6 protein-coding genes are annotated in these 13645 nt (G+C 46.7%); 5 read left to right on the forward strand and 1 reads right to left on the reverse strand.

Annotated features, from left to right (window positions below):
* Positions 1–74 precede the first annotated feature (74 nt).
* The 5 genes from ABDV94_RS01680 (at position 75) to ABDV94_RS01700 (ending at position 11267) form a co-directional block, all read left to right on the forward strand.
* On the forward strand, positions 75–3494 hold the full coding sequence (locus ABDV94_RS01680) for a PKD domain-containing protein (protein WP_343604215.1): 3420 nt from the start codon (positions 75–77) through the stop codon (positions 3492–3494).
* Positions 3494–4465 (forward strand): type IX secretion system membrane protein PorP/SprF, encoded by a 972-nt coding sequence (locus ABDV94_RS01685; protein WP_343604217.1) that lies wholly within the window; start codon positions 3494–3496, stop codon positions 4463–4465. The genes ABDV94_RS01680 and ABDV94_RS01685 overlap by 1 nt, the downstream gene beginning before the upstream one ends.
* 19 nt (positions 4466–4484) lie before the next feature.
* A complete protein-coding gene (locus tag ABDV94_RS01690; RefSeq protein ID WP_343604219.1) occupies positions 4485–8171 on the forward strand; it encodes a PKD domain-containing protein in 3687 nt (1228 codons plus the stop codon).
* Between the two features lie 3 nt (positions 8172–8174).
* On the forward strand, positions 8175–9161 hold the full coding sequence (locus ABDV94_RS01695; protein ID WP_343604221.1) for a PorP/SprF family type IX secretion system membrane protein: 987 nt from the start codon (positions 8175–8177) through the stop codon (positions 9159–9161).
* 84 nt (positions 9162–9245) lie between these two features.
* Positions 9246–11267, forward strand: a complete 2022-nt coding sequence (locus ABDV94_RS01700) for an OmpA family protein (protein ID WP_343604223.1) — start codon at positions 9246–9248, stop codon at positions 11265–11267.
* A 280-nt stretch (positions 11268–11547) separates the two neighbouring features.
* On the opposite strand, the gene ABDV94_RS01705 is transcribed toward ABDV94_RS01700, so the two are convergent.
* Positions 11548–13596 (reverse strand): OmpA family protein, encoded by a 2049-nt coding sequence (locus ABDV94_RS01705; protein ID WP_343604225.1) that lies wholly within the window; start codon positions 13594–13596, stop codon positions 11548–11550.
* Between the last annotated feature and the right edge of the window lie 49 nt (positions 13597–13645).

The following is a 13645-nucleotide window of genomic DNA, read 5'->3' on the forward strand; positions in this document are numbered from 1 at the left end:
CATTTTCTTGTTTATGCCACCTAATCTTTCCTTTAGAGCTATCTTTGCACCTCAAAACTGAGATAGTTTTAAAGATGTTCAGATTTCTACAACTTACCCTGGTGGCGTATTTTTTGACGTCATCACTAGATACCGCTGCTCAAAGAGATACCGTTTTTTGGTTCGCAGCACCTGATGTTTCTGCTGGTGTCGGACAAACGCCGCTCATGCTCCGCTTTCAATCGTATGATCAGCCGGCAACCATTACCGTAACCCAGCCTGCCAATGGCGCATTCGTTCCGCTCACGTTGACGATGCCAGCTTTTTCCAGCGATAGTCTCAACCTGAGTACCCTGGTGGCTCAGATCGAAAGCCCTGGGGCAAACGTAGCTGCGAATAACGGATTGAAAATTTCCTCAACCGGGAAAATCAACGCGATTTACGAGGTCAACGCACCCAACAACAAAGAGAGTTTCAGTTTGAAAGGTTCCAAAGCATTGGGAACGAATTTCTACACGCCGTTTCAGAAGTTTTGGAACAACGCGGTCACTTCCCCCACAACCTATTCGGGGATTGAAATCGTTGCCACAATGAACAATACCACTGTATTGATCACGCCGAGGACAGCCATTACCGGACACGCAGCGAATGCCTCTTTTTCAGTGGTTTTGAATGCCGGGCAGACCTACAGTGCACGTGATGTGAACGTTTCAGCAGCTACATCGCTTGCAGGTTCGATCGTTTCAGCCAACAAGCCGGTCGCGGTGACGCTTTTTGACGGACAATTGGTGCAGTCTACCTGCGGAGACATGATCGGCGATCAGTTGATCCCGACTCCTTCCATCGGAACGGATTATGCCATTTACAAGGGAACATCTGCTAACGACCGCATCTATGTACTGGCTCCGGATAACGGTTCCAGCATCCAGGTAACGGGAGTCTCTACTTCTACAACGCTGATTAATTCCTGCGAAACATTGGAAATTCCGATGACCAGTGACCTGATGTACATCAAATCCAGTAAACCGGTTTATGTCTATCACGTTTCCGCTTTCGGTTGTGAATTGAATGCGGCAGTGGTTCCGAGTTTGAACTGTAAAGGAAACAACACAATGGCTTTCTCGCGTTCCAGCTCGGATTCATTGGGAGTGATTCTCGTAACCAGAGCCGGGTATGAAGGTAACTTCCTGCTCAATGGAACTGCCGGGGCGATTACTGCCGGGATGTTTCAGAATGTTCCGGGAACAAGTGGTCAATACAAAGCAGCAAGAATCTTTTTCAATACGGCACAGGTTCCGGTCAACAGTCACAACACGATCTCGAACCAGTCAGATATTTTCACCATGGCAATCATGTCCGGAGGCGGAACAAACACCGGATCCATGTATGCTTATACAACCGACTTCTATGCTACGGCCTATTCGCATGCAGGAGCAGACGATACGGTTTGCGCCAATGTGAGCTACACGCTGAGCGGAAGCGTAGGAGGTGGAGCCGTAACGGGATCGTGGTCGAGCAACGGTTACGGTTCGTTCCTCAATGGACTGAATTCCGTTCCGAATGTGTACATCCCGAGTCCGCTGGATACGCTGATCAGCCCGATCCGTATTATTCTTTCCAGTACCGGTTTTTGCCCTTCGGCACGCGATACGATGTACCTGGATGTGACTCCTGCACCAATTGTGAATGCCAATACCGATCAATCCATTTGTGAGAATAACTCGATTATCCAATTAAATGGAATTGTCAGCGGAGGAGCAACTTCCGGAATTTGGAGCAGTAGCGGAACAGGTGTGTTCCAGCCAAATGCTTCCACATTGAACGCCGAATACATTCCTTCTGCCGCAGACCTTGCTTCCGGATTAGTGCAATTTGTACTGACTTCGACCAACTCGGTTTCCTGTGCTACGGTAACCGATACCATGAAAGTACAATTTACGCCTGCGGCAACCGTTCAGGCCGGACCGGACACCCTGATTGTTTGTGCCAATAACTCGAATGTTTCATTATCCGGAACAGTAAGCGGACCTACAACAACAGGGAAGTGGCTTTCTGGTGGTACAGGGATTTTCTCACCGAACAACAGTTCCTTGAATTGTACCTACATTCCGAGTGTTGCAGATACAACAGCAGGATTTGTATGGATTTACCTCGAATCAACTTCGAACGGAAATTGTTTGCCGGTGCAAGACAGTATTTATGTGTTGATCACAGATGCACCGAAAGTGGATGCCGGTCCGAATCAGCTGAAATGTTCCAACAACACCCTGGTTCAATTGAACGGAAGTGTTACCGGGCCGTTTGGCGGAAGCTGGAGCGGAGGAGCCGGACTTTTTACTCCGTCCAATACCACGTTGAATGCAACGTACAAACCAACGGCTTCGGAAGTGGCAAACGGAAGCATCGTGTTGACATTGACTTCAACGAATGTCGGGACATGTACCGTTGTGTCGGATGCGATTCAGATCAATTTTGTAGCACCGCCTTTCGCGAATTTCAGCGGAACGAGCGTGTGTGAAGGAATGCCGAACGTATTTACGGATTTCTCCCTCCCGGGTTCCGGAAACCTGACCAACTGGTCGTGGAAATTTACGGGGACTCAGACTGCAACAACTCAAAATTCATCGTACACGTACCCGACGGCTGGAACTTACCCGGTAGAATTGATTGTGAGCAACTCGAACGGGTGTAAAGATACCGTGACGATCTCCGTTTCCGTGTTTAACAAGCCGACTGCTAATTTTACTACGGTAAACTCCTGTCCGAATAACCAGGTGACGGTGACTTTTACGGATGCGTCAACCAGTTCGGAAACGATTAATTCCTGGTTCTACGATTTCGGAGGACAGGGATCTGCTTCGATGGCGAATGTGAGTCAGCAGTTTGCAAGTGGTGGAACTTATACTGTTTCTCACATCGTAACGACGGTGAGTGGTTGTTCTGATACGATCGTCCTTCCGGTGGTGATTGATCCGCTTCCGGATGCCGGATTTTACTACAATTCCAATGGTGGAATGAATATCGGGGCAATCTTCAATTTCATTGATACGTCGGATTATGCGGTGAGCTATTCCTGGGATTTCGGTGATGGTTCAGGTTCCAATTCCATGAATCCGAGTCATACTTATTACTCCAACGGAAATTATTACATCCTGCTCCAGGTAACCAATGCGCTGGGCTGTACAGACAGTGCGGTACGCTTCATTTCTATTAATACGGTTACTACCGAGATCACGACCCTGATTCCGACAGTGATTTCTCCGAACGGAGACAGCTCGAACGATGTCTGGAAGCTAGACTTCCTGAAACTGGGATATCCGAATGCACATGTTGAAATCTACAACGAATGGGGACAAACAGTCTTCACATCGGATGGCTACGAAACACCTTGGGATGGGACGTATAACGGGGAACCGGTTCCGGACGGGAATTACCTGTTCGTTATTCAGCTGAATGCAAATGCCAGTCCGGATATCTACAAGGGAGTACTCATGGTGTTAAGAAAAAGAGATTAATGATGAATAAGAAATACGTTTTAACAGGTTTATTTGTTGTTCTGTTCCTTCTTTCTTTTGGACAGCAGCAAAGTGTTTTTACCAATGTATTTGCCAACCCGCTGCAGTATTCTCCGGCGTATGTGGGAAGTACGAATTACCACGAGGTGAGTTTCTTTAACCGCAACCAATGGGTCGGATTCAAAGATGCACCGCGCAATTTTTACCTGAATTTTCACGGTTCCTATAAAAACCGGGCAAAACACGGCTATGGAGTTCAGTTGTTGTCCGAACAAACCGGACTGCTGACCAAAACCGGGATTTACCTGAACTACGGCTACCAGATCAAAATGAGTACGAAGTGGAAGCTGGGATTGGGTGTCCGACCTGGATTTGTTCAGTATCGGGTTCGCTTGTATGATGCCGTTGTAGCAGATGCAGGAGACCCGATTTTTACCGGGAATGTGTATTCCGGAAATGCGTTTGATGTGAATGCAGGTTTCCGTCTCTACAGCGACAAATTTGAATTCAGCGGGGGAATTGACCACCTGATCGGAAAAGACCTGAATTTGAACACGTATAACCAGAACCTGCAGTTTCACTATACCCTGATGACTTCTTACAAGTTCCTGATCAGGAAAGACTGGGAGTTGCGTCCGGGAATTTTATTCCGCTATACCAAACCGGTTCCTGCCCAGCTATCGGTTATGACTCAATTGTCTTACAAAGACAAGTTTTTCGGAGGGTTGAATTTCCGAACGAATGACGCGCTGGGAATTTTCCTCGGAATCCGCCTGAAAAGCCGCTTAAGCATCACTTACGGGTATGATTACAGCTACACCAAATTAAGAAAGTACAGTGCAGGGTCTCATGAAGTGGGAATTTCCTTCATCATTACCAAGAACAGGCCTTCGCTGGAAGAAGAAGATGACAAATTGAATAATAGTATTCTCGAAGATATCCAGAAGGATATGGAAAAGAATAATAACTAGTACGATGAATTTAGAGCTTATGAAATTACGTCGAATAATAGTCTTGCTAGCGCTGATTTTTACCGTCGGATCGTTCGAGGGAAAAGCGCAGATTGACTCTGTTTTCTGGTTTGCAGCTCCGTGGGTAACACCGAGCCACGCCGGAAATACGCCGCTGGTTTTACGCATTTCCACCTTCAATGCACCGACAACGGTTCGGGTGTATCAGCCAGCCGGAACCTATGATTCCACCTTTGTTGTACCTGCCAACTCGTTGAATTCTCACGATTTGTCAGCCATCGTCAATACCCTCGAATCGAAACCTGCGGATAACGTATTGAATTACGGGATTAAAATTGAAGCAGACACGCTGATCACGGTGGTGTATGAGGTGGTAACCAATGTCAACAATCCGGAAACGTATTCTTTAAAAGGGCAGAATGCCGTCGGAACCGAATTTGTGTGCCCGTTCCAGACCTCCTGGGCAAACGGAAGTTATACGCCCGTTCAGCCGAAATCAATGATTTGTATTGTTGCAACGGAAGACAATACCACAGTTTGGATTACCCCGAAAGCAACGGTAGTGGGACACCCTGCAGGAGTCACTTATTCCATTACACTCAACAAAGGACAGGTTTATACGGTTGAAAACACCTCCCAGGCAACCAATACGGCAGGCAACAATCTCGGAGGAACCATCGTGGTGGCGAGTAAACCGATTGCCGTTACGGTTTCGGATGACTCTGTAACCAATTCAGGAGGTGGCTGCCGGGATTTGATGGGAGACCAGATCGTTCCGGTTGAAGTAGTTGGAACCAATTACATTGTCAATCGTGGAAATATGTTTTCAAATTCAGATGAAGGAATCTTTGTTGTGGCAACAGAAAACTTTACCAATGTGAGTGTGACAACTGCTTTGGGGACTTTTTCCCAGTTGTTGAATAAAGGAGATACCTGGAAATATGTACTGACTACCGCTGAGCCTTTGGCTTATGTAGATGCAGACAAAAATGTATATGTATTGCAGGCGAGTGGTTTCGGATGTGAATTGGGGGAAGCGTTACTGCCTCCGATCAACTGTGCGGGATCCAACCAGGTGAGCTTTACCCGAACGAATTCCCAGACATTTATCCTCAATATTTTATGTCCGACTTCTGCGATCAACAATTTTCAGTTGAACGGAAGTACAACACTCGTACCCGGATCGGCATTTTCACCGGTTCCCGGAACCGGAGGTTTCTGGAGTGGAGCGCAGATTAATTTCAGTACGGCAAACATTCCGGCGGGATCATCCAACTTACTGACCAATTCAAGTGAATATTTCGGGATGGGAGTGATCAACGGAGGTTCTACTTCCGGATGTTATTATCATTACATGTCATCCTTCAACCGGAAAGTATACGTGAAAGCCGGGAACGACACGACACTTTGTAACGGAGATCCTGCTGTTTTGCTGAATGGTTCGGTTGACGGAGGAACAACAACAGGGCAGTGGTCTGTCTTGAACGGAGCAGGATCTTTTGCCAATGCGGCTGATTTATCGACTTCATATGTTCCTTCTGCTTCGGATTACACGCAGGGAACACTGACATTTGTATTGACTTCTACCGGAAACTGTGATCCGGTGCGAGATACTATGGTGGTGAACTTCATTCAATCTCCGGAAGTCAATGCCGGGCCGAATAACTCGTTTTGTAAAAACAATGTAGGAGCCATCCCGATTTCGGGAGCTTTCTCGTATGCAGCCGCTGCAACCTGGAGTGGTGGAAACGGAGGGGCTTTCGGGAACAGTGGTTCGGCATCTACGACTTACACGCCGTCGCCGGCAGATTTGAATGCGGACAGTGTGGCGCTGGTGTACACCACTGCGGGAAGTTTCTTTGCATGTCCGAATCGCCGCGATACATTGGTCATTTACTTTACCGAGCCTCCTTTTATTGATGCCGGTGGTGATCAGTTGGTATGTTCCAATACGACCGATGTGGCTTTGAACGGAGTAATTTCCGGGGTAACAACTACCGGAGTGTGGTCTTCAGGCGGAACGGGTGGTTTCTCACCATCGCAGACCAACCTGGGAGGAAGCTATATCCTGTCGACAGATGATATTTCCAACGGATTGGTGACCCTGTATCTGCAATCGACCAACAACGCAAACTGTTTGGCAGTGCAGGATAGTGTGCAGATTCAAATCATTGACTTCCCGGTGGTGACCATCACCTCCATGGATTCGATTTGTTCAAGCAATACGTCTTTGAACCTTACGGGAACGGTTTCAGCAGGGTTTTCTACCCAATGGACGACTTCCGGGTTCGGAACGATTGCCAATCCGTCTAACTTGTCGACTTTCTACAGCATTTCCCCGGTAGACGTTTCCAACGGGTACATCGATGTGATGTTGTCGACCACCGGAATTTGCCCGATTGCACACGATTCCATGCGGGTGATTTTTGTTTCGCCGCCACAGGTAAATGCAGGAATCGATCAAGTGTATTGTCAGAACCAGTTGATCCAGCTCGACGGACACGTGGTAGGAGCAGATACGACAGGAACATGGTCAACACTCGGAACCGGAAACTTTATCCCGGGTCCGAATTACCTGAACGGAATGTACGATCCTTCAACCGGGGATGTTGCGAACGGGGAGGTGAGCCTGATCCTGACTTCGACTTCCAATTTCGGTTGTCCTCCGGATCGTGACACGATCGTGGTGACTTTCAACAAAATTCCGGATGCAGATTTTACGTTTGTGAATACCTGTCAGTCGAGCAACATGCCTTTCGCAGATGCCTCGGTTTCGAATACCGGTACGCTGTCTACCTGGTCGTGGTCGTTTGGAGACAACACGAATTCCATTGCGCAAAATCCGCAACACGCGTATGCAAGTGCCGGAAACTTCAATGTGCAGTTGGTGGTGACAGGAAGCAACGGATGTACAGATACGGTCGTGAAACAGGTTACTGTTTTCCCGCAGCCGCAACCATCTTTCAATGCTTCGATTGCCTGTGAAGCATACCCGACGAATTTTACGAATACCTCTTTCATTTCTTCCGGAACGATCAATTCGTATGCGTATGATTTCAACGGGATCGGTTCCAGCAACCAGCCCAACACTTCTTTTGTGTTCCCGGCAAGCGGAACTTACAATGTGAGTTTAACAACCGTTTCAAACATGGGCTGTGTCAACACGGTGATTCAGCAGATCAATGTACACGCTATTCCGAATGCATCGTTTACGGCTTCTCCGAACCCTGCTTTGGTCGAACAGGATATCACTTTCACGGATGTTACAGCAGGAAATATTGTTGCCTGGCAGTGGAATTTCGGTGACGGAGAAGGAGACAATACGGAAATCACACACCACAGCTACGATGCGGGAGGAGTGTACTACGTTACCCTGATGATTACAGATGATATCGGTTGCATGGACACGGTAACGAAAGCCATTTCGATTGCGCTTCTCCCGGTACTTCCAAGCGGCTTCACACCGAATGGAGACGGCGAAAACGATGTGTTTATCATTCGTGGAGGACCGTTTAAAGACGTGAATTTTAAAATATATAATAACTGGGGGCAGGTCATTTTCGAATCGACTGATGCCGCTATCGGCTGGGATGGAACCTACAAGGGCGAACAAGTTCCTGTTGGAGTCTATACCTGGACTTTTGTGATAGATATGGGAAGTAATTTTGTTGTCAGGGAATCTGGCGATGTAACGTTAATTCGATAAGCTATGAGATTTAGAATGACTTTTTTAGCCGTTTTATTGACTGGCTTGTCTTACGGACAGGATGCGCATTTGTCGATGTATGATGCGGCTCCGTTATTTTTAAACCCTGCATTGACGGGAGTTGTGGAGGGCGATTTCAGAGTGCATGCACAATACCGCACGCAGTGGAAATCGGTGAACTACAAACCCTATACTTCGGCGTTGGTGAGTTTTGACATGCCGATCAAGAAGTGGGGCTTCGGAGTGCAGATCAATAACTTCAGGGCGGGAGCCGGAAATTTCAATGTGTTCCAGGGCTTGCTTTCTGCGGCGTATTATGTTCCACTCGACAGGAAAAAGACGCACATCGTGAATTTCGGTCTGCAGGGAGGTGTTACACAGAAATCGATCGAGTACCAGTTGCTTTCATTCAATAATCAATACACGCTCAACAATGGCGGTGAATTCGACCAGACGATCGTTTCAGGAGAAAATTTTGGCGCACAATCCAAGTTCATCCCGATGCTGAATGCGAGTGCCTTGTATTATTACTCCAAGCCGCAGGCAAGACTGAACCCGTTTATCGGTGTTTCCCTGTTTAACCTCACCCAGCCGAACGAATCCTTTTTCGGAAGCGAAACCCGTTTGCCATTGCGTATGTACACGCACCTTGGATCGCGGATCAACATTACGGAGCTGTTCTACATCATCCCGAAGGTTTTGATCATGAACCAGAAGAAATTCCACGAGCAAACCTACGCACTCGAAGCAGGTTATTTCATGAAAGGAAGTGCAGCTTACGTTTTGGGCGGAGTGATCTTCCGTGCAAAAGATGCGATGATTGCAACGGTTGGTGTGAAGAAAGACCAGTTTGTGGTAAAGGTGGCTTACGATTTCAATATCTCTTCGCTCACTGCCGCTTCGAAAAGCAAAGGAGGTTTTGAGTTATCGTTGACCTATGTGCACAAAAAACAAAAACCAGCCGATTATAAAATCTGTCCACGCCTGTAATCCTCGTTTGTTATTATGAAATCTAAATTGATATGCTTGTTGTTTTTGGTGGTATCCGGAATATCACTGGCGCAATCAAAGAAAATGTTTATCTATCTGGGAGACGAGTATTTCAGTAAACTGGACTACGTCAATGCGGTGGAGCAATACAAACTGGCTTTGTCCGATTCAGTGGCAAATTCCACGATGGTATATCCGTATGAAGTACAGATCACCAACCGGAAATTGTCTTCTAAAGCCAATGTGGTGGTAGACAGTACGCTAAAAGTAACCCTGGAACAATACCTGCACCACCAGGTGGCGTGGTGTTATTACCGCATCCACGATTATCCGAATGCAGAAAAGCATTTGACCAGTACGGCAGACGAAAAGGCTTATCCGCATGACGGGTATTACCTGGCTCAGAGCCTGATGAATAATAATAAGTACGACGAAGCCATTTCCCGGTTTGAAGATTACATTCGTTCTCCCCAGGCAGATGATGAGCTGATTCATGCGGCTCAGGTTTCCATGACGGGGTGTCACCTGGCGAAATCAGAACGCGAAAAACCTTCTGAAGTGAGCGTCAAGATGGCGGATACGGCAACTTTTAACAAAGGAACAGCGAATTTTGCCACGATGTATTTTGACCAGGATCAAAAACTGATGTTTACTTCTGCGCGGGCAGGCGGAGTGATCCTGAACCCGGAAAAACAGAAATCGGAGTATTTGTGCGACTTGTATTGGGTCGAATTGAAAGAAGACAGTACCTGGTCTGCACCGACAAATTTCGGACGACCATTGAACAGCGCTCAGAATGACGGAGCGGGTTCGTTTAACAACAATAACGTGATTTTCTACACCCGCTGGAGCGAAGAAAAGCGCACGGAGCAGAACATTTACCTGGCGCGGATGATCAACTTCAAGTTTTTCGAAGCGTACAAGCTGGATTCTTCGGTGAATTATCCCGGCTACAAAAGCATTCAGCCGTATGTATCGATGGATGGAAAAACACTTTACTTTTCTTCCAACAGGCCGGGAGGATTAGGAGGAATGGACATCTGGAAGATTGCGATCGATTCTATGGGAAATACGATCGGACAGCCTGAAAACCTCGGATCATTGGTAAATTCGGATCAGGATGAGGTGACCCCGTTTTTCCACGAGGTTTCGTCGACCTTGTTCTTTTCGTCGAACGGACACGGAAGCATGGGTGGACTGGATATTTTCAAATCGCTTTACGACCGCGAAAACGAAGCGTTTAGTGTACCTGTAAATCTTGGAATGCCGATTAATTCCAGCAAGGATGATGCATACATGATGTGGGATTCCCGTTTGTCGAAAGGATTCTTTTCCAGCGACAGAGAGCCGTGTAAGGGTGGAAGCTGTTACGATATTTACGAAGTCGTCAATGAACCGATTCACATTTACCTGAGCGGTTACACCTACGATAAGGAAACAGAAGCCATTCTTCCGAATACCAAGCTGACGTTCAAAGATGTGCGCGGTGTTTTCCCTCCGTATACGATTGTAACGGATTCGAACGGGTATTATGAGAAAGAACTCTCCTACGGAATTGAATTGTTTATCAAGGCACAGAAAATCAATTATTTTGCAGATGCAACGAGTTTGAATACTAATTCGATTACGCAGACCACATCGATTACCCGTGATTTTTACCTGAAACCGATTCCACAGGATGAAATTGAAATTGAAGGGATTGAATACGACTTTAACTCGGATAAACTCAGACCGGCTTCCCAGGCAATTTTGGATAAATTGTTCGAATTCCTGGAGCTGAACAACAACATTTCGGTAGAAATCAACTCACACACCGATGCCAGGGGGAAAGACATTTACAACCTGGATTTGTCGCAGCGCAGGGCGAAATCATGTGTGGATTACCTCGTTTCGAAAGGAATTGACCCGGCTCGACTGATTCCGAAAGGATATGGTGAAACGCAGCCGAACCAATTGTACGGGCCGGATAAGAAACCTGTTTTGGATGCGAACGGAAAACCAATTTTATTGACAGAAGCGTACATTGAAGCATTCAAAGTGAAAGCCGAGCGCGAAGCACTGCACCAGAAGAACCGCCGCACGACGTTTAAGGTGGTGAACCAGTAGCATGTAATTGAGAAGTGAAAAATTGAAAAGGGATAAACCGTTGATTGGTTGAGCTTCTTTCCCTGCCGCTTCGAGTGATTCTGACGGAAACGTCATGAATTGAAAATTGAAAAGGTGAGAAGTGACAAGGTACGAGGAATAAAGCGACGATCAACTTGTAGAGCTTGTGACTATCGAAGTGCCGTTTTTGAACCAGCATTTGTATGAATACAACATAAAAAAGTCGGGATTTCCCCGACTTTTTTCTTATCACTTTTCAATTCTGACTTTTACCTTTAAACTACATTCCCTGAATCAGGAAGTCTGTCCGACGATTTTTGGCTTTGTTTTCCGCTGTATCGTTTGCAACTTTTGGTTTTGATTCTCCGTAACCTTTTGATTCCAACCGATCCGCATCAATTCCCAGAGAAACCAGGTAGCTTTTCACTCCTTTTGCACGTCGGTCAGAGAGGTCGAGGTTTTTCGCATCGTCACCGTCGCTATCCGTGTGTCCCTGGATCATGATTTTAATGGTCGGATTGGATTTCAGGAAGCGTGCAAATTCGCGCAGAATGAACTTCGATTTGTTCGAAAGCACATCGGAGTTGTAATCGTATAAAATGTCATTGATCGTGTAAGCTTCGCCCACTTTCAATTCTTTTACTTCCAGTTTGTTGTTGAACTGATTTTCTTTCTTCGTGATTTCCTCTTTGGTAATCAGTTTTGAATCGAATGCCGCACCTTCTTTTTTCACGGAAAGCATCACATCCTGCGGTTTTTCCGTTTTCACGACTACCGCAAATTTTCCGTCGTTTCCGTTTACGCGCACCTGGTCTACTTTTTCAGAGTTTTCGTATGATACCTCGATTGTTGCATTTTCAATCGGTTTTCCTTCCGGATCGGTCAAATCTCCCTTGATAATCGTGACCGGTTTCGGACGGGCCTCTTCGTAAAGCTCAAATCCGTAAATATCCCAGTTTCCTTGCTGTTTGGAAGAGAAATAAGCGAGTTTCCCGTCGGTAGAAACGAAAATTCCCAATTCGTCTTCTTTGGAGTTGATCGGGTAGCCGATGTTTTTCGGCTTGCTCCAGGTTCCGTTTTCCTCTTCACGCATGTAGAAAATATCCAATCCGCCAACTCCTTTGCGGCTGTCTGAAACATCCGAAACGAAGTAAAGCGTCTCACTATCCTGGTGCAGAAACGGGCTTTTATCTTTCCCGGCTGTATTGATTTCGTCAAAAGGTCTTGGTGCTCCCCAGGTTCCGTCGGCATTTCGCTTCACGATAAACACGTCGTTGTCTTTTGTACTTGCGCGGTTCGCCGTGTAAAACAACGTATTTCCGTCTGCTGAAAGCGAAGGTTGTCCTTCCCAGCCGTCGGCAGTATTGATTTTCGGTCCCATGTTCACCAGTTCTGTCCACTGATAATCCGCCGGATTCGGTCCTGTTTTCTGATACGTAGTCGAATACAAATCACAGTTCATGTAAGGCTGACCTTTCACATCGGTCTTCTTACAGGCGCAGATGATCATTTCCTTGTTATCCACCGACATGGTTGCTGCTCCGTAGCTTTGGAAGGTTCCGTTATTGAATGGTTTCGGGAATGGTTTTCCTCCGTCGAAAGAAAGTCCTTCGCCGGTGTGGTTGGAGTAGGTGTACACCTCCTGCATGTTGGAAACCATATCTCCGAGGTTTTTCAAATCCTGCTTGCGCGTGTAAAACATCAACAGGTTGTCCGGGGAAATCATCGGGAAATATTCATCGTTTGCCGTAGAAACGTTCGGAACTTTTTTCGGGTTGAAAGGAACCGGGTTGCTGAACATGTCTTTTTCTTCTTTCTGAGTTGCCAGGAGTGCCTTTACGTCACTTAGCTGCTTGGTATATGTTGCACCATAACGGGCATTGTCCGAATGCTTGAACGCGACAAATTTTTCAAACCACTTGTTCGCGATATCCTTCTGTTCCTGCGTATAATTGATCACACCGAGATAGTAATACATATCGGAATGGTAATCCGGGCACAATTCTGCTGCTTTTTCAAGCAATTCTTCCGCCCGCTGGAAACTGCGGTCTCCGGTTGCCGGATTGGCAATGGTTTCATAGGCTTTCAGACCTGAATTGTAGGCATAAAGCCCGAATTCAAAGTAAGCCGCCGCATTGTCCGGCTCAGCTTCCATAGCCTTGCTGAAGTTTTCCGCAGCCGTTTTGGCATCGGGGGCGTTTTTCCCGGCCTCAATATATTTTTGTGTTTTTTTGGACGGAGGCAGGCAAGACGGATCCTCCTCCTGTGCATGTAAAGAATGGATGGAAATAAGGGTAATTCCTGTAATAAATAAGTAGTTCTTCCACATATGCTTTCTAAAATACAGTTCTGACAGGCAAAGATTATGCCCAAAAGAC

Source organism: Fluviicola sp., from assembly GCF_039596355.1.
Lineage (GTDB): Bacteria > Bacteroidota > Bacteroidia > Flavobacteriales_D > Crocinitomicaceae > Fluviicola.

What these genes read in the sequence shown, in the direction of transcription:
- ABDV94_RS01680 (WP_343604215.1), top strand. Translation starts at nt 75, where the DNA reads ATGTTCAGATTTCTACAACTTACCCTGGTGGCGTATTTTTTGACGTCA.
- ABDV94_RS01685 (WP_343604217.1), top strand. Translation starts at nt 3,494, where the DNA reads ATGATGAATAAGAAATACGTTTTAACAGGTTTATTTGTTGTTCTGTTC.
- ABDV94_RS01690 (WP_343604219.1), top strand. Translation starts at nt 4,485, where the DNA reads ATGAAATTACGTCGAATAATAGTCTTGCTAGCGCTGATTTTTACCGTC.
- ABDV94_RS01695 (WP_343604221.1), top strand. Translation starts at nt 8,175, where the DNA reads ATGAGATTTAGAATGACTTTTTTAGCCGTTTTATTGACTGGCTTGTCT.
- ABDV94_RS01700 (WP_343604223.1), top strand. Translation starts at nt 9,246, where the DNA reads ATGTTTATCTATCTGGGAGACGAGTATTTCAGTAAACTGGACTACGTC.
- ABDV94_RS01705 (WP_343604225.1), bottom strand. Translation starts at nt 13,596, where the DNA reads ATGTGGAAGAACTACTTATTTATTACAGGAATTACCCTTATTTCCATC.